Origin of the sequence: Vibrio agarilyticus (assembly GCF_012641465.1) — a bacterium.
GTDB classification, from domain to species: Bacteria; Pseudomonadota; Gammaproteobacteria; order Enterobacterales; family Vibrionaceae; genus Vibrio; species Vibrio agarilyticus.
Genome location: NZ_JABAIK010000006.1, coordinates 199,128 through 219,788, shown reverse-complemented (window position 1 = coordinate 219,788; position 20,661 = coordinate 199,128). Strand labels below are relative to the sequence as shown.

The following is a 20,661-nucleotide window of genomic DNA, read 5'->3' as shown; positions in this document are numbered from 1 at the left end:
TCTATTTTAAATCAGTGAATTATTATGCCATGAGTCCTTTTGCTAGCATCGCGGCAATGGTAAACATCATTAGTGCGACGCCAATATCAATGCCCTGTTTTACCCGTGGCTTGGACAGGGTTGGGCCCAATTTTGCGGCGCCCATTGATAGCGCATAGAACCAGCAGAACGACGCCATGATGGTGCCTAGAGCAAAAGCAATTCGATCGTCACCTTCAAATTGACCACCAATCGAGCCTAAAATCACCACAGTATCGAGATACAAGTGGGGGTTAAGTAGCGTGACAGCCAGAGCGCCTAAAATGACAGTGCGTCTGCCGCGAGCCAATACCGCTTGAGAATCTTCGCGGCTTTGCGCGGAACGAAACGCGCTTTTTAATGACAGCGCGCCATAAAAGAGCAAAAAGGCAATGCCTCCCAAAGTCACCAAGGTTAATAGCGTTTCATTTTGAGACAAAAATGCGCCACCACCAAAAATACCTAGCGAGATAAATAAAGTGTCGAGCAAAGAACATATGGTCGCTGTGGTCAGGTGATGCTGGCGCTTAATACCTTGATTGAGTACATACGCGTTTTGCGCGCCGATGGGAATAATCATTGTCGCGCCAAGACCAAACCCCTGTAATAAAACCCAAAAACTCACAATATCACCTACTTCATTCTCGATTCATACTTGAATACGTAACGCGGTCGCAACGGCAATGACGGCTCGCTGCGTTATGTTATCAAGGCTGCGCACTCTTTTTTTGGCGCAAGTTTAACTGCATCGCTGAAGCGTACGCTTTATGTTATCTTTAATAAAATTAATAATATTAATTTATTATCAGTTTTTCTTATGTGGTTTGTGATTGGCTTTTAGTTAAGGGAAAAGTGATGCGTGGGTTAGATTACAAAGGCATTGAAGCGCTGCACAGTGTGATTGAACAGGGCAGCTTTGAGCGTGCCGCTGAGCAGTTATTTATATCGCAGTCGGCGGTATCACAACGGATCAAACAGCTGGAGAAGTTTCTCGCGCAACCTGTCGTGATTCGCGCCCAACCGCCAAAGCCGACGCCGGTCGGAAAAAAATTGCTTGCGCTATACCAACGAGTGACGGTGCTTGAGCAAGAGCTCTTGCCAGAGCTACTCAATAGTGATGAACAACGCGCGGTTCAATTGGCACTTGCAACCAACGCAGATAGTTTGGCAACTTGGCTGATCCCAGCATTAACAGAGGTGATGAAGCATCGTCATGTTGAATTGAATTTGTCTATTTATGGTGAAAAGCGCAGTATCGAAAAACTCAAAAGCGGCGAAGTGGCGGGCGCAATTAGCCTTGAGTCGCAACCTATCACCGGTTGCCGAGCGGATTATCTTGGTCGAATGGATTATGTTTGTGTGGCAAGTCCTGAGTTTATCCAACGTTATTTTTCTGATGGCGTGGACCAAAGCGCATTGCAGCAAGCGCCTTCGGTTTCATACGATAAATATGACGATATGCATAAAACGTTTTTACAAGAGCATTTTAATCTGGCTCGAGAGAGTGTGGTCAATCATCACGTCAGCAATTCTGAGGCATTTGTGCGCCTGGCGACATCGGGAATCGCGTATTGCTTGATCCCAAAGTTGCAAATTCAGCGCGAATTAGAGCAAGGCGATCTTGTGGATATTCTCCCTGGATTTTTAGTGACTTATCGAATTTATTGGCATCACTGGCAACTTGAAACTGGTGTGCTTCAGCAGATTTCTACGGCAATTATTGAGTATGCGCGTGAGCACCTGCCCCAATAATGGGTTTTGGTTAAGATTGTGTCAAAAAAGCCAATAAGCTGAGAAGGCGACGTTGCTCGCTGAGGGTTTTCGCCTATTATTGATACAATATTCATAAGGGTAGGACACGTTATGCGACAGTTTATTCAAGGTGTGGTGTTATCTTTGGCGCTGGTGGGGACATCGGCAATCGCTTTTCAACCGGAATTTGCGCATTTGATGACGACAGGTTTTGGGCAAGTAACCGCAAAACCGGATATGGCGACGTTTAGCGTTCAGGTGAGCAAAATGGAGGACAGCGCAGAAGCGGCCAAATCGGCGGTGGATGATGTGGTCAGTGACTTTATCGCTAAGTTAGAGAAAGCTGGCGTGAGTCAAAGTGATATTGCAAGTTCTAACTTATCTCTTGCACCTCAGTATCAATACCCGAAAGAGGGTCAGCCAAAGTTGACCGGATATCGCGCCTCTCGCTCAATTGATGTGACGGTGAATCAGTTAGCTAACTTAAATAATTTATTAGATTTAGCGCTGAACGCGGGAGTGAATCAAGTCGATAATATTACGCTGAAAGTGCGTGATGAGGCCAAATACCAAGCTCAAGCACGCGACGCCGCCATTCTTGATGCCAAAACCAAAGCGGCCGCTTTAGCAAAAGGGTTTGAACGAAAATTAGGAAAAATTTGGCAAATTGAGTATCAATCACCGACTCAACCACCAGTACTGATGCGTGGTGCGATGCTGAACGCGAAACAAGAAAATGCCGGTTATCAGGATGCAGCTATTGTCATCGCAGATCAGGTTCAAGTGATCTATAAAATTGATTAGGTTTCATTGAAAATCATTAGTAACCCTCAATCAGTTAGAATACCCCAAAACGCCTACTAAAGGCGTTTTGGGGTTCAAGCAGGGCCATTTTGCTCTGAGCTTATCTAAGTCAGACTCGAGCTCTGCGTGGCAGTGTTTCTTTTTCTAATCATTTTTACTCGTTCATTCGTTTCTTTACTTATCCGACTATAGTAACGCGACCTCATGTTAGTGTTATTGAGAAGATCTGCCTCCTTCACAATGGTGATCGGTCAAATATTGTTCTAGCGCATAGGAATGAAACGCATCCAAATGCACAATGTGGTACTTGTTTCAATTTATGAGGTATTACTTTGAAAAAATGGATCTTTTTAGCGCTTTTAAGTGCAAGTGTTTCAGCTGAAAGCGAGCATCCTTACGTTGGAGCAAACGTATTGCTAGGTCATAACACCACACTTGACGCAGGTAGTATCGACATCGATGAAAATAACGATGTTGGCGCGGGCCTTTATGCTGGTTATGAGTTTGATGTGCACCCTAATATCGATTTGGGACTCGAGGTCGAATATCAGTATTTTGGTAAAGCGGAATTTGCCCCTGGGGTGAGTGTTGATGGTCAGGCGTTTTATGTTAATGCAAGACCAAAATTTACCGATGCGGATAATATCTTATACAGCGCACTGATTTTGGGTATTGGTGGGTTAAAAGGGGAGGGGCACATCAGCGGCCTGTCGGATTCAGACACAGAATTTTCATATCAATTGGGCGTGGAAATGGGTGTGATGCTGGACGCGTTCGATTTCTCCCTTGGCTATCGTTACCGCGAAGCTGGCTTTAATGGTTTTGATGCGGAGATCCAAGGGGTAACGATAGGGCTTCGATACCATTTTTAAGTTTGGACACGACAGATAAATATTGAAAAAACGCCCTTCATTGGGCGTTTTAGGTTTTAAATCAACAGGTGTGACTCATACTGTCAATCCGCCTTAAACTGTCGGTACACGCGTTCTAAATGATGTTATGGAATGTTCTAGATGGCTCAACATCTTGCCAATCATAAAGACCGCTTTTGACATTATTTTTCAATGGAAGTGAAATAGTTAAATGGTTCTTAAAAAAGCATATATAATTAACTTGTTGCATATATAGTGTGTTGTGTTTATGAGCGATCTTATTGAGGCCATTGCATCGTTACCTCCAAAAGAGTTGGGAGGCCTTCTAAATTCAGTTCCATATATGTCAGAAGTTCATCCCCAAAAGTCAGGTGAATTATTTGAGTTGAAAGATGATTTTGAGAGAGAGGCAGATTCTTTTTTAGAATTGAAATTATCAGAAATGTCGACTGAAGAATTAATGGCACTATCTCAGCGTATCGAGTTAAAGATAAAAGAATCTGCTATTCAAAAAGCAACCTCGCTTTTGTCTGATGATGAACTCGCCTTTTTGAATGATACATTTAAAGTGCATTTATAAAATTTAGGGATAAAAGATATAAAAAATCCGATATTAACAAGGCAATATCGGATTTTTTAGTAAAATGGCATCAGGTTAAATCACCGAGCCCTTTTATTGCGATTAAAACTTAGTGCAGAATTCGCGCGCGAATGGTGCCTTCAATTTCTTTGAGCTTAACTAAGGCTTCTTCTGAACGCTCTGTTTCTACATCAATCACAACGTAACCGAGATCGGCAGACGTTTGTAGGTGTTGACCGGCGATGTTGATCCCTTCCTCTGCAAAAATGGTGTTGATTTGCGTTAGGATGCCCGGACGGTTCTTGTGAATGTGCAGAAGACGAGAGCACTCACGATGCTGAGGTAGTGATACCTCTGGGAAGTTAACACTCGAAAGCGTTGAACCGTTATCTGAATATTTGGCCAGTTTACCCGCAACCTCAAGACCGATGTTTTCTTGCGCTTCTTGAGTGGAGCCGCCAACGTGTGGCGTTAAGATCACGTTGTCGTACTTTTGCAGTGGTGATTCAAATGGCTCGGCGTTAGTTGCTGGCTCGGTAGGGAACACATCGACAGCGGCGCCAGCGATGTGGCCAGATTCCAGTGAATGGCATAAAGCCTCAATATCAACAACAGTGCCACGCGCCGCATTGATGAAGATGGCTCCTGGTTTCATGCGGGCAAATTCATCACTGCCCATCATGTTCTTGGTATCTGGTGTTTCTGGTACGTGAAGTGAGATCACATCACATTTGTTAAGTAGCTCGCTCATGGTCGCAACTTGTGTCGCATTGCCAAGCGATAGCTTGTTTTCGATATCGTAGAAATAGACACGCATACCTAAGTTTTCAGCAATGATCCCTAGCTGAGTACCAATGTGGCCGTAACCGATGATGCCAAGGCGTTTGCCGCGTGCTTCGTATGAGTGATCGGCGCTTTTTTTCCAAATACCACGGTGCGCCAGAGCGTTTTTCTCTGGAATGCCACGTAACAGTAACAAAATTTGGCCTAGTACCAATTCAGCCACGCTGCGTGTGTTAGAAAATGGTGCGTTAAAGACGGGAATTCCTCGCGCTGCTGCCGCGTTTAAATCAACCTGGTTAGTACCAATGCAGAAACAGCCGATAGCCACCAGCTTTTTCGCCGCATCGATCACTTCTTGTGTCAGATTAGTTCGAGAACGAATGCCGACAAAATGCGCGTCTTTGATCGCGTCAAGTAGCTCAGCATCACTTAATGAGCCTTTGTGGTATTCAATATTGCTGTAACCTTCTGCTTGCAGCACTTCAACGGATGAAGGGTGCAGACCCTCAAGCAGTAGGATCTTGATCTTGTCTTTTTCCAGTGAAACTCTGGCCATTGTTCTCGTCCTTAAAAAATGGAAAGGGGCAAAATGTGGCGCGCAGAACGGACGTTTGCGAGGGCGCAGGTCATAATTTCACTCAAGCTAGCTAGAGAGAAAGAGACCCTAAAAAGCAAACGTTTCCCTTGTGCGTCTACTGAGCAATAAAGTAACAAAAAATCGCCGATTTGGGTAAGAAAATTACCAAATAATATTCAGAATTCTAGACGGTTATGATCAAACGTTAGGAGGGGGAAGACGAGGTAATCAAAAAGCGAGGTATAATCACCTCGCTTTTGTTGTTATCGGATCAAAACAGCGTGCTTATTCGCTTATTTTGGCTCCTTCAGGTGTGCCTGTGATCACGACATCGGCGCCACGATGTGCGAATAGGCCAACGGTCACCACGCCTGGTAGCGCGTTAATTTTGTCTTCAAGCGCTTTTGGATCGGTGATTTGCATATTATGAACATCAAGGATCACATTACCGTTATCGGTGATAACACCTTCACGGTAGACAGGATCACCGCCCAGTTTGACTAACTCACGCGCGATATAAGAACGTGCCATTGGGATCACTTCAACAGGGAGTGGGAATTGACCAAGCACATCTACCGCTTTGGTGTCGTCGACAATACAGATGAACTTGTCTGAAATGGCCGCGACGATTTTTTCACGGGTCAATGCTGCGCCGCCACCTTTGATCATGTCGCGTTGTGCGTTAATTTCATCTGCACCATCAACGTAGATATCGAGTTTAAACACATCATTACAGTCAAAGACTTCAATTCCCAGAGCTTGCAAACGCTCGGTTGAAGCAATAGATGAGGAGACTGCCCCTTTGATTTCGTCTTTCATGGTTCCCAGCGCGTCGATGAAGTGATTCACGGTCGAGCCTGTTCCTACACCAACAATACTTCCTTTTTCGACGTATTTAAGTGCCGCCCAACCGGCTGCTTTTTTCATTTCATCTTGAGTCATGCTCATCTCCTGCACTGGAAAAATCCTTATCACGGAACGGATAGGGGTATACATGCCGCGATTATATACTCAAGTGAGCTTGATACCCAAGCGATCTCACATCTACTTGTCACCGGTGATAATGCGCGTTGGGGTAACAATTTTTGATAACGGTACATCCCAACTTTCTACGGGCAGTTGTGAGACTTCTTGGCAGTCGTGAGCAAGACCCATCGTGATGGGGCCGCTTGCACTCAGCGCATCGGGTTGAGACGAGGAAAAAGTCATCGCAAGTGTTCGGTCGTAATAGCCCCCACCCATACCAAGGCGTTGTCCCTTCGCATCAAAGGCCACCAGTGGCGTGCCGATGAGGTCGAGCTCGCGCACTGGCTGCACCAAATCAACCCGAAGTTGGGGTTCAAGAATGCCATAGCGATTGATGGTCATTGGGGTATCAGGCTGGTATCGCAAAAACAGCAAATGGCCTTTGGCAAACGGGTGCAAAACCGGTAAGTAGACAGATTTATTGTGTTGCCAGAGCGTTTCGATTAAGGGGTGAGTATCGAGTTCACCATCGTTGGTGAGATAGAGGGCAATGTGCTCACTGCGCTCATAGTGCGCTAACGTGGTAAAGCGTTCAACCAGCTGGTGGCTGGCTTCTCGCTGCTGCCGCGGGCTCAATGATTGGCGCCGCTGGCGCATCTGTTTGCGAAGTGCATGACGAGTTGGCATGAAGGAACCCCAGAGTGCCGTTGAGGATTTTAGCCCTTGAACCAGCTGGTTCAAGGCGGGTCAATAAGGTCAACCGTAGGCTTCTCGGTCCAGGCCGAGCTTGCTCAATAGTCAACGAATACCAACCCTTTAGTGTTGCTTATCGGCTCAGGGACGTAAATCCTGCTGACGCACACCCCAGGGTAAATTTGGTTTTGAACAAACAATGAGAAAATGACTGCGTTTAACGTTCTGTTGGCGAAATGTTCACCAGCGCTTGTTCAAGCGATGCAGTCAGTTTTTCAAGGCGTTCGATGACAGCTTGCTCTTCTCCCGAGCGTTGTTGAGATTGATTATTCAATTCATAACAGACGTTTAAGGCAGCAAAAGTGAGCAGTTGAACCTCATTCGTTACCTTAGTACGTTCGGCCATCTCTTTCAATCGGCGATTGAGATCCTCTGCTGCAACCAACAGCGATGACTCTTGACCTGCAGGGCAATTAACCCGAGTCATCTTACCTAAAATTTCAACATCTACCGCTTGGTTGCTCATGATGGAATAAACTCTTCAAACGCGCCATTGAGGGTAAGCATTCTTTGCCTACCGAGGAGGAACTATAGGTAAAGCGTTCTCAAGATTCAAGCTTTTCGCAAAGCTCTCTTTGCAAATGACTAAGCAATCACCCAGCTTTTGCTCATTTTGGCCAAATGCTGCGCAATATCGCAGTGATGAGCGTTTTTCCGATTCGGGGAAAATGGTAGCATGGCGGGATTGAATGATTTTATTCGAGTTTTATGGTGGTGACCTTTGGTTATCTTGAGCCATTAACTGGAAACATTAATAGAGTGTGAGCTGCTAATCATGAGTGAAAACCGACTGCCTAACTATTCGCTATTGGAAACTGAGTTAAAAAACGCGGCGCTTGCCGTAACGCCTTCTGAGCTGCAAGGTTTACTCATAGGAATGCTCAGTGGTGGCTTAAATTTGCATGATTTAAGTTGGCAGCCATTGCTGTTTGATTACACCAATGATGGCATGGGCTGGCCGGCTTCTGCATTGGCACAGGCGCAGCGTGTCTTAAGTGCTGCCACCGCGGAATTAACCTCTGGTGATATGACGCTGTCTTTACTTTTGCCTTCAGATGACAGTATTGAAGGACTGTTTGCATTAGCAGATAATCTTGCAGAGTGGGTTAACCACTTTATTTCTGGTCTTGGGTTGATTGGCGCTGACTTAACGTCGATGTCTCAAGAGTCTCGTGAAGCACTTAACGATCTTGAAGAAATTGCCAAGTTGGGTATTGATGAGGATGACTCGTTGGAAGAGCAAAGCGAGCTATTGGAGCAGGTCATTGAGCATGTAAAAGCTTGCGTGCTGATCATTCACGCTGAATTTGGTGCCAAGCCGGAACCAACTCAAGCGCCAACAGTCCACTAGAGTTGAGGAGCTCGCAGATGATGCGGTTCGACGTGCTCGTCGTCGGTGGTGGTATGACCGGGGCTTGTTTGGCTCTGGGACTGGCTCATTTAACGCAAGGGGCGATGTCGATAGCCTTGGTGGAATCCCATGTGGCACAGCCCAACACTCACCCAGGATTTGACAGTCGCTCTATCGCATTAGCGCATGGTACAGCTCAAACATTAGCATCGCTCGGGGTTTGGGCTTCACTTTCTGCATTGGCTGAGCCTTTGCGTCGCATTCATGTGTCCGATCAGCATCATGCTGGAATGACTGAGATTGACGCAAAGGAGCAAGGGCTATCCGCACTCGGTTACGTGGTGGAATTGGAGCCAGTCGGCGCGCAGTTGCACGCGATGCTTGAACGTGAATCATCGATTACTCTCTTTTGTCCCAATACCGTCAAGCAATTGACCCAACAAGCGTCGAGCGTGCAAGTTTTGCTGGATGACGGCGTTGAGATTGAAACGCGCTTGCTGGTGGCAGCAGATGGTGCCGACTCTTTTTGCGCGCAGCAGCTGGGGCTGTCACTCACCACACACTCTTTTGAGCAGACGGCCGTTATCGCTAATATTGGACTGAGCCAGCCGCACTGTGGCCAAGCCTTTGAGCGTTTTACTGCAGCCGGCCCTTTGGCGCTATTGCCGATGAGTGACCAAAGAATGTCATTGGTTTGGTGTCTATCCACTGAACGAGCCCAAACATTGCTTAACAGTTCTGATGTCGATTTTCAGAACGCGCTGCAAGCTGAGTTTGGTTGGCGCTTGGGGCGATTGGCATCAGTCGGTACTCGTGCCAGTTACCCGTTAGCACTGCGCTATCGAGAGCGCATCATCACCCACCGCGCGGTGGTGGTGGGCAATGCCGCACAAGCGTTGCATCCCATTGCGGGGCAAGGTTTTAATTTAGCACTGCGCGATGTGGCTGATTTGGTTGAAATCATTGTAGCAAACTGGCAACAGGGCGCGGATGTTGGCGAATATCGAATGCTGAGTCGTTATCGCCAGCGTCGTGAGCCAGATAGAACAGCAATCATGACACTCACCGCGTCCATGGTGCATCTATTTTCCAATGATTGGCTTCCTTTGCGACTTGGGCGTAATCTGGGATTAGCGATGATGGATAATGTCTCGGCGTTTAAAGCGCCACTACTGCGACGAACCCTAGGAGTACAAAGGTGATCAATAGCAATATGATGCAAAGTGTTGACGTTGCCATCGTGGGTGGCGGTATGGTAGGGCTCGCGCTTGCCGCGGCGCTCAAAGAGAGCGAATTACGCATTGCGATTATCGAAAGCCATACAGTCGATAGCGCGCTAGGAGAGATCCCCGACATTCGAGTGTCTGCGCTCAATCGCGCCAGTGAAACTTTGCTACGACGTTTGGGCGCGTGGCCCGGTATCGAAGCGCGCCGCGCCGCCCCTTTTATGGCAATGGACGTTTGGGAGCGAGACAGTTTTGCCCATATAGATTTTGACGCTCTTTCACTGAATCAACCAAATCTTGGTCATATTGTTGAAAATCGTGTCATTCAATTGGCGTTGCTCGATCTGGTTTCGCAGCAAGAAAATGTCACTTTGTTCATGCCACAACGCTGTCAGTCGCTGGCTATTGGCGAGCGAGAAGCCTGGTTATCTCTCGATAATGGTCAGGTGGTGACCGCAAAATTGGTTGTCGGAGCCGATGGCGCCAATTCCTGGGTGCGTCAAACTCAATCGATTCCTCTCACGCATTGGGATTATGGCCACCACGCCTTGGTCGCTACCGTCCAAACGCAAATGGCCCATCAGCAGGTGGCGCGTCAAACGTTTACGCCAGACGGCCCTCTGGCGTTCTTGCCTTTGAGTGACGCAAATCAGTGTTCGATTGTTTGGTCGATTGATCCGACCGATGCACATGCACTGCTCACCATGCCAGATGTTGCTTTCAATAAAGCACTTAGCGCCGCATTTGATATGCGTTTGGGGCTTTGTGAGGTGGTGAGTGAGCGACAAACTGTGCCACTTAAGATGCGTTATGCGCGTGACTTCGTTCGTGAACGAGTCGCCTTGGTAGGCGATGCGGCGCATACGATTCACCCGCTTGCAGGGCAAGGCGTAAACCTAGGTTTAATGGATGCCGCGAGTTTGGCGCAAGAGGTGATTGCACTGTGGAATGCTGGGCATGATATTGGCAGTCAGCGTCATTTGCGCGGTTATGAACGCTGGCGTAAGGCAGAAGCGATGAAATTGATTGCGTCGATGCAAGCGTTTCGCGATCTCTTTGACGGTGATAATCCGGTGAAGAAATTGGCCCGTGGTTTGGGGATGACATTTTCCAATGTTGTGCCTGGGTTAAAAGAAGAAGCTATGCGCCATGCGTTAGGTTTAAAAGGGGAGTTGCCATCGCTGGCAAAAGTGGATTAAATGCTGCCGGCGGCCGCAACGGCCGCTGAAGTCAAGGTGCGGTATGCTTTGGTATTCTGTCGCAATGATCTTTGAAAAATCTTTAACCCGTGTATTCACGCGGCATAGGCACTGCGTAATCTTTTCACTTCAAGATTGATTTCTTTCACCGCACGAAAATGCTGCGTTTCCGCTTTTTCTGGCAAAATGAGTTTGCCTTGGTCAAAGTCAAATCGACCGACACCATGTATATAGATCCGCCCTTTAAAGAGGCGAATAATATGTTTTGCTATCATGCATGGTGTGTAGCGTTTAAACAGTCTCATCTTTCATCCTTACCTAGCTTAGCGAAAATATTTTACGGTTCTCAATTCAAATAGACCGTGAAGTCTATGGGGTTTTTTACGAGTAATTTTTATTTGTTTGGTTTTTTGTGCTGCTGTATCAACTTTTGTTAGAGCTTTTAATAAGCTTCGTGAGATTAAGCACAAAATGGCAAAATCACGGATACAACACCATTGCCAAGAAAGAGATCGACAGGTAGAGCAAGGCGCGTAATAAAACGTGATAAAGCAAGCTGAAACAGCGGCGTGAGTATTTAGCCAAGTGAATGTTACAGGAATAAGAATAGATTGTTATTTTGATTTTGCGCAATTAAGTGCGCAACATTGACTGCGACTGGAAGCCGTCGAGGGAGTGAATTTTGAATCGGAAAGCAGAGCTTGGTTGTTGCCAAGCCCTCGTCAACATTATCTCTTTTCCACTTGAAGTTGCAGCGCTTTTCTATGAAAAATTAAGGGACTCGCTCTCAAAAATCTCGTCACATAGTTCGTCTATGTTCACGAAGTGTTCAGAGGCTTTGCTCGTTTGCCGCCTACCTGAAACTCCAAGCTATTTGGGTTTAGGCGTTAAAATTAAGCGCTCGGTTCATTAACGGCGTAAGGCAGATCGGCAAGGTGCCACTGTGACTCAGGCGCTTGGGCAAGACGCAGTAGCGTGTTAGCTTCAAGATCGTTGGGTAAAACGATTAAGCCACAAGCCGCCCCATCGGCAAATTGATAACCAATCAGTAACTCGCCAGCATGGCGCCAATTCTCGCCGACTTGACGTTCGAGCGACCAAGGCTGAGCAATATTGGGCATCGCATCGGTCGTGACGCGATACAAGGCACGTTTGTTGATGCCACGGTATTTCGCTCGAGCCACAGTCTCTTGGCCTGTGTAACAGCCTTTGGTAAAGCTTATTCCATTAAGGGCCTGTAAATTTAGCGCCTGAGGAATATGGCTATTTTGCTGCGCTGCGGTTAAGCGCGGCATTCCCGCCTCAATGTCAGTTAAGTCCCATAACGCTTGTGTTGTTAGCGCCAGTGTCGGTTCCATTTCACGCGCCGCCGCGATGATAGACTCTACTGCTGACGCCTTGACCAACAATAGCCAGCGCTGCTCGCCTACTTTGACCGCCGTACCACTTTCGAGCGGTCGCACGTCATCATCCGCGCTACTTTCTGGCGTTAATGCATCGATGAATGCTTGGGCGTGAGGGCCCAATACGCCAAAGGCAATATCAGTGCTGCGCTCAATGGTCACTTTAGAAAATACCGCGTACTTTTGAATTTCTCGCAGTTCAACATCAATGACCGCCGCATCTTGTACCATGGCATAGCCTTCACCATGGTGAAACAGGCGAAAGACACTCCATACTTTACCTTTGGCATCACAATGGGCACCGAGCGTACTTTGGTTGGCGGGCAGTGTGACGACATCGCAGGTAACTTGCCCTTGAAGATACGATTTTTTATCGTCCCCCACCAAGGTGATAGCTTGGATGTCCTGCAATAGTGCAAGTGAAAGTGCGGGAAGCGACGCATTTTGAGCTAATGCGAGCGGCGAAAATAAGTTTTGCCAGTCCATAGTGAACACTACCTAATCTGTCAGTCATTTTGGTATGGTAAAGCGGACAATGATATTTGTCAGCTCAGTTTGCCAGTTAACGTTAAAATTTGCTGAAAGGTTACGCCGCGGAATAATTGCTGCGACGGAAGACAAAGTTGTGAGCGCGACACTAGAGTGCGCTGATTGAGCTTGTTACACTCCGGCTAATTCAACCTAAAGCTGAGGAAAACCGATGTACACGGCGGAAGAGAAAGCGCGGATTAAATGGGCATGTCGCCGCGGCATGTTAGAGCTGGATGTGGTGATCATGCCTTTCTTTGATGAGTGTTTTGAAACGCTCGATGAGCGTGAGCAGCGTGAATTCGCATCACTGCTTGAGTGTGATGATCCTGATCTGTTTACTTGGATCATGGGACATGGTCGTAGTGAGAATTTAGGACACGCGTCGATGGTTGATAAAATCGTTGCTTACAACCTCAGCAAAGTCCGTTAATTTTTTATTGTCATTTTCAATAATGGCCCGCATGACGCAGTTAACGTTTGGTTTGCTGGTGGTGTGGGCGTTATTAATTTCAGCCCTGCCTTTAGCACCGTTTTGCACACTGCTGCCATACCTTGCACTCAGTTTTTCTTGTCGATGCTGGCCACCAGCGCTAGGTTTCTTTTGCCATATCAATGCGCGATCTCAGCTGTGGTATAACCAAGGCTGGCACACCATCGTTAATGTCGACCGTCGCGTATACTGGTGGTTCATCAAGCTAACCTTAGCAGATGGGAGTTCGTGCTTTATCTGGCGCGATGCATGTCGCTTAGAGGACTATCGTGCCCTGCAGCGCTGGGCCGTGCTCTGGCAAGCCGATGCGCATGATAGATAATTTCGATACTCAAGGCACTGGGAAGCTTCAAGCGAAAAGGGTATATATTGAAGTCACTTGGGGATATTGCGACAAATAAGCCAAGCGAAACGCATCAGCATCAAGGCTTGGCTTATTTTTAAAGGCCGCGTTTGGACTATGCCGTTTTCGACTCTTGGTTGTCAGGCGTTAAAATGGTTGGTCCACTAACAGGCAGTGCGTCTGGATAGTCGAGAGTATAGTGCAAGCCACGGCTCTCTTTACGTTGCATCGCGCAGCGCACCATCAGCTCAGCGACCTGCAATAAGTTACGCAGCTCAAGCAAGTTATTTGAGACTCGAAAATGACTGTAGTACTCATGGGTCTCTTGTTGTAACAGCTGAATGCGACGCAGCGCGCGAGCCAATCGTTTGTCAGTGCGCACAATACCCATGTAATCCCACATAAAGAGTCGCAATTCATGCCAGTTATGCTGAATCACCACCTCTTCATCACTGTTGCTCACTTGGCTCTCATCCCATTGTGGCAACGTTGCGGGTAACGCCACGTTTTGGTAACGGCCTAAAATGTCTTTGGCCGCAGACCAGGCGTAAACCACACACTCGAGCAGCGAGTTGGATGCCATACGATTCGCGCCGTGAAGTCCGGTATAGCTCACTTCACCAATGGCATACAGATTGTTTAAATCAGTGCGACCTTGCGTATCGACCATCACGCCACCACAGGTGTAGTGCGCCGCTGGCACGATGGGAATCGATTCTTTGGTCATGTCGATGCCCAAATCCAGCAAGCGGGCAAAGATGGTCGGAAAATGTTTCTTGATAAAATCCGCAGGCTTGTGACTGATGTCAAGATACATACAATCTGCGCCCAAACGTTTCATTTCATAGTCGATAGCTCGAGCCACCACATCGCGCGGGGCCAGCTCTTCGCGCGCATCAAAATCAGGCATAAATCGGCTGCCATCAGGGCGACGTAGGTAGGCGCCTTCACCACGAAGGGCTTCGGTCAGCAAAAAGTTACGTGCTTCGGGGTGATAAAGGCACGTTGGGTGAAATTGATTGAACTCCATGTTGGCCACGCGGCAGCCCGCACGCCAAGCAATCGCAATACCGTCACCCGAAGACACATCAGGATTGGAAGTGTATTGGTACACTTTTGATGCCCCACCCGTGGCGAGTACGACAAATTTGGCGCGTACGGTTTCGACATGCTCTTCATTACGGTTCCAGATGTAAGCGCCAATCACCGTATTTTTGTCACCGCCGATTTTATCTTCGGTGATCAAATCCAACGCATTGTGGCGCTCAAGCACGGTAATGTTAGGATGGTTGTGCGCGTTATCTTGCAGGGATGTTTGCATGGCCATACCGGTGGCATCCGCTGCGTGTAAGATTCGGCGATGGCTGTGGCCACCTTCTCGAGTTAGGTGGTAGCGTGGCGCGTCGTCACTGTCATCCTCCTCGCGGTCAAAAGGCACACCACCGTCAATGAGCCACTGTACGCACTCTTTTGCGTTTTCCGCAATAAAGCGAACGGTCGCCTCTTCGCAAATGCCGCCACCGGCAATCTGAGTATCTTGGACATGAGAGTCAACGCTGTCGGTTTCGTCAAAAACCGCAGCAATGCCGCCTTGAGCGTAAAATGTTGCGCCTTCACTGCGTGGCCCTTTGCTGAGAACGACGACTTTGCAGTGGTTAGCCACACGAAGTGCTAACGATAGGCCAGCAGCGCCGCTACCGACAACGAGCACATCACATTGATGTTCACGAGTTTGATTCATAATTTGTTTGATCCTGACTGAAACGAGTCCCTCCGACTCGCTTTGCTATTCCCACTGTTTTTGGAGTCCCTACTTCGACATTATTTTCAGATCTTGCGATCCTAAATACTAATGACGCTCCATGTGCATGGGTGACACGCTGAGCTCAACCATCAAGGTGATTGGCGCGCGGTAAGTCCATGAATTGGGTTTAGCCGTGGCCAATTTCATTATGCTGACATCAATTCACAAAAGAAGTGTTTGTCAACGGCGCTGCTTTCTTGCAGCATGGTAGCCCCTTCCCACTTGAAGTTGCAGCGTTGTTGACTGGCACTCACAAACCTCATCACATAGCATATCTATGCTCAGAGGCTTTGTTCGTTTGCCGCCGACTGCAACATCACGTCGTTTGGGTATATACTCGAACCAAGTTAAGTAGTTCATATATCGCCATGTTTGTGCTCTGCGTTGTATTACATCACATTGTGCGGCTTGGTTGAGAAAAAAATTGAACTGCTTGGAACTTTTGTTTGAGCAACGAGTCACAATAGTGCTCAACCAGTGAGTAGTGTCAATAGTACATTTCGAATAATAATTCCTCATTTTCGGCAAGCGACGGTATTCGTTGCGTAGTTGAGGAGCATAAACAGGAGTATTCGCTCGCATGAACGAGCAGTTGACCGATCAAGTCTTGATTGAGCGAGTTCAGAGTGGCGATAAGCAAGCATTTAACCTTTTGGTCTCTAAATACCAAAATAAGGTATGTAATCTTATTTCCAGATACATCAGTAATCCGGGTGACGTGCCTGATGTAGCGCAAGAAGCGTTTATTAAAGCATACCGAGCGATTCCCAGTTTTCGTGGCGAAAGTGCCTTTTATACCTGGTTGTATCGCATCGCGGTGAACACGGCAAAGAATCACATTGTGGCGCAAAGTCGTAGACCACCAGCGACGGATGTAGACGCCGATGATGCTGAATTTTATGAAACCGGCAGTGCGTTGAAAGAAATTTCGAACCCAGAGAATTTGGCGTTGTCCAATGAATTGAAGCGCGTGGTATTTAGTGCCATTGATGCGCTGCCTGAAGACTTGAAAACAGCCGTCACGTTACGCGAACTGGATGGCTTGAGTTATGAAGAGATCGCGGAAGTCATGGATTGTCCAGTTGGAACGGTGCGCTCACGTATTTTCCGTGCGAGAGAAGCGGTAGAACGAAAAATTCAACCGCTATTGCAGCGTTAATTGATTAACGGTCACATTAACCAAACGAATTAATGGTGAAGATAATGGCTGACAAAGAACAACTTTCAGCGCTCATGGATGGAGAAGTCATCGACAAGGCGCTGATTCAGTCGCTTGAAAACGATGAGACAAAGCGTACTATTTGGCAAAATTATCACCTGATCGGTGATGTGATGCGTGGTGAGGCGCCAGCACACCCTGAATGGAATATTGCTGAGCGAGTCGCGCTAGCGTTGGAAGATGAACTGCCACACACTCGTCAGGGCGCTGTTAGCGCTGCGGTGCCTTTGCTGGAGTCGCAACCGACGCCTCAGCAGGCAAAGCGCAACTGGCCTGGTTGGATGCACCAAATGGGGCAGGTGGCGATTGCGGCAAGCGTGTCCTTGGTGGTGATTTTCGGTGTGCAGCAGTACAGCGGTGAATCGGGCCAAGAGGTTATGCCTGTGACAGACTTACCTGTGTTAGAAACGGTGCCATTTGCTGGAAGTGTTGAGCCTGTAAGTTATATAAAAGGTCATGCCCCTGAGCGTGGCAGTGAAGCGCAAATCCAAGAGCGGCATAAACGTATTCAAGCGATGCTGCACGATTACGAATTGCAACTGCGCCTTAATGGTGACGACCATACAGCGCACCAAGATACTCATTCTGCGGATATTGAATGAATAAAATTTTGATCAGTGTTTGCGCTCTGTTTAGTGCAACTGCGTTTAATGCCTTTGCAAGCGAACAGCCTGCAGAGGCATTGTTACATGAGATGAGCCAAGCGTCTCATGAGCTGAGTTATGAGCTCTCCTACATGCTGATTAAACAAAACAGCATTGAACCCTTGCTCTATCGCCACGCCAATCGAGAGAGTAAAGAGTTGGCGCACTTGATGTATCTCAGTGGGCCAATTCGAGAAGTGATTCGTCGTGGGCGTGAGGTCAGTTATATCGAAACGGGCAACGAACCGTTTACGATAGAATCGGGCAAAATGATCGCCCCTATGATGCCTTTGCTTAATGCCGATATTGACACCTTGAAGCAGTACTACGATTACATTCAAGTGGGGCGAGCTCGCGAGGCTGGCGCACCATCACAAGTGCTGCGCATTGTGCCCAAAGATGGCTTGCGCTATTCCTATATCGTCTGGATTGATGAAGGCTCTAAGTTGCCACTGCGCGCCGATTTGGTCGATCGCGATGGCGAAGTGCTGGAACAATATCGAACGGTCTCCTACGCTGTTAGCCCTAAAATTGCCGAGTTGATGAGCCCGTTGGATAACGCCGAGTTACCCCAAGTTCTGCAATTGCCAGCGGCCGAATTTGCCCAAAGTCATTGGCAGGTTAATTGGGTGCCGCAAGGGTTTGTCCCTAATGAGTTGAATCGTTATCGTTTGGCGGTTACTGAACAGATGGTAGAGAGCCAGCTCTACAGTGATGGTCTGTTTAGTTTTTCCGTTTATGTTGCTAACAAAGATAGCCACTCGATGAAAGGGCAGTTGATTCGACAAGGGCGGCGCACACTACACAGTGTGGTTAAAGGCGGGCACGAAATTACGGTTGTCGGTGATATTCCGCCAGCGACTGCGCAGCGTATCGCACAGTCAGTCAGTTTTAAAACGCCGAATACCGAGTTAGCTCAGCCATGATGACTGCATTGGCGACTGTGACACTTGTGCGCCCATCTCATGATGGGCAGCTTGGCTTTGACGTTGAGGTGAGCTGTCAGCAGCAAACCAGCTGTCAAAGCTGCGCGTCAAATCACTCTTGTGGCACCGGCATCGTCACCAAAGCCATTGGTAATAAAACGCACCAGTGGCGTCTTCACACAAAAAATCCATTAAAGGTAGGCCAGATAGTCGAAATTGGTTTGCCGGAAGGGCCTTTGTTGCAATCCGCACTGTTGGTCTACCTATTGCCACTGTTAGGGTTGCTTATTGGGGCATTATTGGGTCAGTGGGGACTTGTGAAAGCTCTAAACTTTGGTGAGCTTCCCGTCATTGTATGTGGCGCTTTGGGCGGGTATTTCGGTTACCGCTGCGCCAAGTTTTTCTCACACCGCTTTGCTGAGCGTTCGCAACAATTCGTCTCATTGCTAAGAGTGCTTGGCGAACCTATCGCCTAAAGATGATGCGTCTTGCGATGAAATTGGGTAGAATCTGCCAAATTTATTGAGGCTCAAGTTACCCAATTGAGTCTTTTGGTTTCAGATTTAACGAGTTTAGTCACACCGAACCTATGAAGCACATTCGTAACTTTTCGATCATCGCCCATATCGACCATGGTAAATCCACGCTATCAGACCGCTTAATTCAAGTGTGTGGTGGCTTGAGTGACCGTGAAATGGCCGAGCAAGTTCTCGATTCTATGGATCTTGAGCGCGAGCGCGGTATCACCATCAAATCTCAGAGTGTGACGCTAAACTACACTGCCAAAGATGGTGAAACCTACCAATTAAACTTCATCGATACTCCAGGACACGTCGACTTTGCTTATGAAGTATCACGCTCTTTGGCTGCGTGTGAAGGGGCACTGCTCGTTGTCGACGCAGGTCAAGGCGTTGAAGCGCAAACACTAGCTAACTGTTACACCGCCATTGAGATGGATCTTGAGGTTGTGCCAATCTTAAACAAGATTGACTTGCCAGCTGCTGATCCTGAGCGTGTTGCCGAAGAGATTGAAGATATTGTTGGTATTGACGCGATTGATGCAGTGCGTTGCAGCGCCAAAACTGGTTTGGGCGTTGATGATGTTCTAGAAAAAATTGTCTCAGCGATCCCAGCGCCAGAAGGCGATCCTGACGCGCCGCTGCAAGCGCTTATCATTGACTCTTGGTTCGATAACTACCTTGGCGTGGTTTCTTTGGTACGGATTAAAAATGGCGTATTGAAGAAAAACGACAAAATTAAGGTGATGAGCACTGGCCAAATCTGGGGTGTGGACCGTCTTGGTATCTTTACGCCTAAGCAAGTCGACACTGACGTATTGCGTACCGGTGAAGTAGGCTGGGTGGTTTGTGGTATCAAAGACATTTTGGGCGCGCCCGTCGGTGATACACTGACACTGGCTAAGCATGGCGCTGAAAAACCGTTACCGGGCTTTAAAAAGGTCAAACCGCAGGTATATGCCGGCCTATTCCCCGTATCATCGGACGACTATGAAGCGTTTCGTGATGCACTAGGAAAGCTTAGCCTGAACGATGCATCGCTCTTTTATGAACCAGAGAACTCAGCTGCACTGGGCTTTGGTTTCCGTTGTGGTTTCCTTGGCATGTTGCACATGGAGATCATTCAAGAGCGTCTAGAGCGTGAGTACGATCTTGACCTTATCACCACTGCGCCAACAGTAGTGTATGAGGTTGTGCAAAATAATAATGAAATTTTGTATGTCGACAGCCCAGCGAAATTGCCAGCGGTAAATGACATTAAAGAGATCCGCGAGCCGATTGCCCGTTGTAACATTTTGGTACCATCGGATTACCTCGGCAATGTGATCACCTTGTGTATTGAAAAACGTGGTGTTCAAGTCGACATGGTTTACCATGGTAACCAAGTCGCACTGACCTATGACATTCCGATGGCAGAAGTGGTTCTAGACTTCTTTGACCGTTTGAAATCGACGTCACGGGGTTACGCGTCGTTGGATTACAACTTCCAGCGTTTTGAAGAGTCGAACATGGTTCGCGTTGACGTGTTGCTCAACGGCGATAAAGTGGACGCGCTTGCGATTATCACGCACAAAGATCAGTCACAAACTCGTGGCCGCTTGCTGGTTGAGAAAATGAAAGAGTTCATTCCTCGCCAAATGTTTGATATCGCGATTCAAGCGGCAATTGGCAACCACATTATTGCTCGTTCAACAGTGAAGCAGTTACGTAAGAACGTACTGGCGAAATGTTACGGTGGTGACGTGAGCCGTAAGAAGAAACTGCTGAAGAAGCAGAAAGAAGGTAAGAAACGCATGAAGCAAATTGGTAACGTTGAGTTACCCCAAGAAGCGTTCTTAGCCATCTTGCATGTGGGTAAAGATTAATTAATCGCGGCCCTTTCCGCCTATTTTAGGCGGAAAC

The 20,661-nt window shown here is 47.7% G+C and carries 22 protein-coding genes and 1 other RNA gene; 14 read left to right on the top strand and 9 right to left on the bottom strand.

Annotated elements, in window-relative coordinates; all coding sequences use genetic code 11:
* Positions 1-22: 22 nt before the first annotated feature.
* The gene (locus HGP28_RS08125) at positions 23-643 is read right to left on the bottom strand and encodes a LysE family transporter (protein WP_168835959.1); all 621 of its coding nucleotides are present in this window, start codon (positions 641-643) and stop codon (positions 23-25) included.
* Positions 644-873: 230 nt separating this feature from the next.
* Between HGP28_RS08125 and HGP28_RS08120 the strand changes: the two genes are divergently transcribed.
* The 4 genes from HGP28_RS08120 (at position 874) to HGP28_RS08105 (ending at position 4,026) form a co-directional block, all read left to right on the top strand.
* Positions 874-1,770, top strand: a complete 897-nt coding sequence (locus HGP28_RS08120) for a LysR family transcriptional regulator ArgP (RefSeq protein ID WP_168835958.1) — start codon at positions 874-876, stop codon at positions 1,768-1,770.
* A 111-nt stretch (positions 1,771-1,881) separates the two neighbouring features.
* Complete coding sequence (locus tag HGP28_RS08115) at positions 1,882-2,574, top strand: oxidative stress defense protein (RefSeq protein WP_168835957.1); 693 nt, start codon at positions 1,882-1,884, stop codon at positions 2,572-2,574.
* 332 nt (positions 2,575-2,906) lie between these two features.
* Positions 2,907-3,446 (top strand): porin family protein, encoded by a 540-nt coding sequence (locus tag HGP28_RS08110; protein ID WP_168835956.1) that lies wholly within the window; start codon positions 2,907-2,909, stop codon positions 3,444-3,446.
* A gap of 268 nt (positions 3,447-3,714) precedes the next feature.
* A complete protein-coding gene (locus HGP28_RS08105) occupies positions 3,715-4,026 on the top strand; it encodes a hypothetical protein (protein ID WP_168835955.1) in 312 nt (103 codons plus the stop codon).
* Between the two features lie 109 nt (positions 4,027-4,135).
* Here HGP28_RS08105 and serA read toward each other — a convergent pair whose 3' ends face one another.
* The 5 genes from serA to zapA all read right to left on the bottom strand — a co-directional run bounded on the left by serA (position 4,136) and on the right by zapA (position 7,571).
* On the bottom strand, positions 4,136-5,365 hold the full coding sequence (serA, locus tag HGP28_RS08100) for a phosphoglycerate dehydrogenase (protein WP_168835954.1): 1,230 nt from the start codon (positions 5,363-5,365) through the stop codon (positions 4,136-4,138).
* Positions 5,366-5,671: 306 nt separating this feature from the next.
* Complete coding sequence (rpiA, locus tag HGP28_RS08095) at positions 5,672-6,328, bottom strand: ribose-5-phosphate isomerase RpiA (protein ID WP_168835953.1); 657 nt, start codon at positions 6,326-6,328, stop codon at positions 5,672-5,674.
* A gap of 102 nt (positions 6,329-6,430) precedes the next feature.
* Positions 6,431-7,039, bottom strand: a complete 609-nt coding sequence (locus tag HGP28_RS08090) for a 5-formyltetrahydrofolate cyclo-ligase (RefSeq protein WP_168835952.1) — start codon at positions 7,037-7,039, stop codon at positions 6,431-6,433.
* 2 nt (positions 7,040-7,041) lie between these two features.
* Positions 7,042-7,226, bottom strand: a non-coding RNA gene (gene ssrS, locus HGP28_RS08085) — 6S RNA.
* Between the two features lie 36 nt (positions 7,227-7,262).
* Positions 7,263-7,571, bottom strand: coding sequence for a cell division protein ZapA (zapA, locus tag HGP28_RS08080; RefSeq protein WP_168835951.1), 309 nt, complete (start codon positions 7,569-7,571; stop codon positions 7,263-7,265).
* A 309-nt stretch (positions 7,572-7,880) separates the two neighbouring features.
* On the opposite strand from zapA, the gene HGP28_RS08075 reads away from it, so the two are divergent.
* From HGP28_RS08075 to HGP28_RS08065, 3 genes are read left to right on the top strand one after another with little or no spacing between them, the layout of a single operon-like run.
* Positions 7,881-8,456 (top strand): YecA/YgfB family protein, encoded by a 576-nt coding sequence (locus HGP28_RS08075; protein WP_168835950.1) that lies wholly within the window; start codon positions 7,881-7,883, stop codon positions 8,454-8,456.
* A 17-nt stretch (positions 8,457-8,473) separates the two neighbouring features.
* Positions 8,474-9,658, top strand: coding sequence for a 2-octaprenyl-6-methoxyphenyl hydroxylase (gene ubiH, locus HGP28_RS08070; RefSeq protein ID WP_168835949.1), 1,185 nt, complete (start codon positions 8,474-8,476; stop codon positions 9,656-9,658).
* Positions 9,659-9,669: 11 nt separating this feature from the next.
* Complete coding sequence (locus HGP28_RS08065) at positions 9,670-10,881, top strand: FAD-dependent 2-octaprenylphenol hydroxylase (RefSeq protein ID WP_168835995.1); 1,212 nt, start codon at positions 9,670-9,672, stop codon at positions 10,879-10,881.
* 95 nt (positions 10,882-10,976) lie between these two features.
* On the opposite strand, the gene HGP28_RS08060 is transcribed toward HGP28_RS08065, so the two are convergent.
* Complete coding sequence (locus HGP28_RS08060) at positions 10,977-11,186, bottom strand: DUF1107 domain-containing protein (RefSeq protein WP_168835948.1); 210 nt, start codon at positions 11,184-11,186, stop codon at positions 10,977-10,979.
* 588 nt (positions 11,187-11,774) lie between these two features.
* A complete protein-coding gene (gene ygfZ, locus HGP28_RS08055; RefSeq protein WP_168835947.1) occupies positions 11,775-12,770 on the bottom strand; it encodes a tRNA-modifying protein YgfZ in 996 nt (331 codons plus the stop codon).
* 214 nt (positions 12,771-12,984) lie between these two features.
* Between ygfZ and HGP28_RS08050 the strand changes: the two genes are divergently transcribed.
* Together HGP28_RS08050 and HGP28_RS08045 are read left to right on the top strand one after the other, a co-directional pair.
* On the top strand, positions 12,985-13,245 hold the full coding sequence (locus tag HGP28_RS08050) for an FAD assembly factor SdhE (protein ID WP_168835946.1): 261 nt from the start codon (positions 12,985-12,987) through the stop codon (positions 13,243-13,245).
* A gap of 31 nt (positions 13,246-13,276) precedes the next feature.
* Positions 13,277-13,627, top strand: coding sequence for a hypothetical protein (locus HGP28_RS08045; RefSeq protein ID WP_168835945.1), 351 nt, complete (start codon positions 13,277-13,279; stop codon positions 13,625-13,627).
* Positions 13,628-13,763: 136 nt separating this feature from the next.
* Here the strand turns inward: HGP28_RS08045 and nadB are convergent, their stop codons facing one another.
* Positions 13,764-15,389 carry an L-aspartate oxidase gene (gene nadB, locus HGP28_RS08040; RefSeq protein WP_168835944.1) on the bottom strand — a complete coding sequence of 542 codons (1,626 nt, stop codon included), beginning with the start codon at positions 15,387-15,389 and terminating at the stop codon, positions 13,764-13,766.
* 643 nt (positions 15,390-16,032) lie between these two features.
* Between nadB and rpoE the strand changes: the two genes are divergently transcribed.
* The 5 genes from rpoE (at position 16,033) to lepA (ending at position 20,624) form a co-directional block, all read left to right on the top strand.
* Positions 16,033-16,611: an RNA polymerase sigma factor RpoE gene (rpoE, locus tag HGP28_RS08035; RefSeq protein WP_168835943.1), complete on the top strand. Its 579-nt coding sequence runs from the start codon at positions 16,033-16,035 to the stop codon at positions 16,609-16,611.
* Positions 16,612-16,655: 44 nt separating this feature from the next.
* Positions 16,656-17,273 (top strand): sigma-E factor negative regulatory protein, encoded by a 618-nt coding sequence (locus tag HGP28_RS08030; RefSeq protein WP_246225638.1) that lies wholly within the window; start codon positions 16,656-16,658, stop codon positions 17,271-17,273.
* Complete coding sequence (gene rseB, locus HGP28_RS08025; protein WP_168835941.1) at positions 17,270-18,241, top strand: sigma-E factor regulatory protein RseB; 972 nt, start codon at positions 17,270-17,272, stop codon at positions 18,239-18,241. Before HGP28_RS08030 ends, rseB begins: the two co-directional genes overlap by 4 nt.
* Positions 18,238-18,717 (top strand): SoxR reducing system RseC family protein, encoded by a 480-nt coding sequence (locus HGP28_RS08020; protein ID WP_168835940.1) that lies wholly within the window; start codon positions 18,238-18,240, stop codon positions 18,715-18,717. The genes rseB and HGP28_RS08020 overlap by 4 nt, the downstream gene beginning before the upstream one ends.
* 113 nt (positions 18,718-18,830) lie before the next feature.
* Complete coding sequence (gene lepA / locus HGP28_RS08015) at positions 18,831-20,624, top strand: translation elongation factor 4 (protein WP_168835939.1); 1,794 nt, start codon at positions 18,831-18,833, stop codon at positions 20,622-20,624.
* The last annotated feature ends 37 nt before the right edge of the window (positions 20,625-20,661 follow it).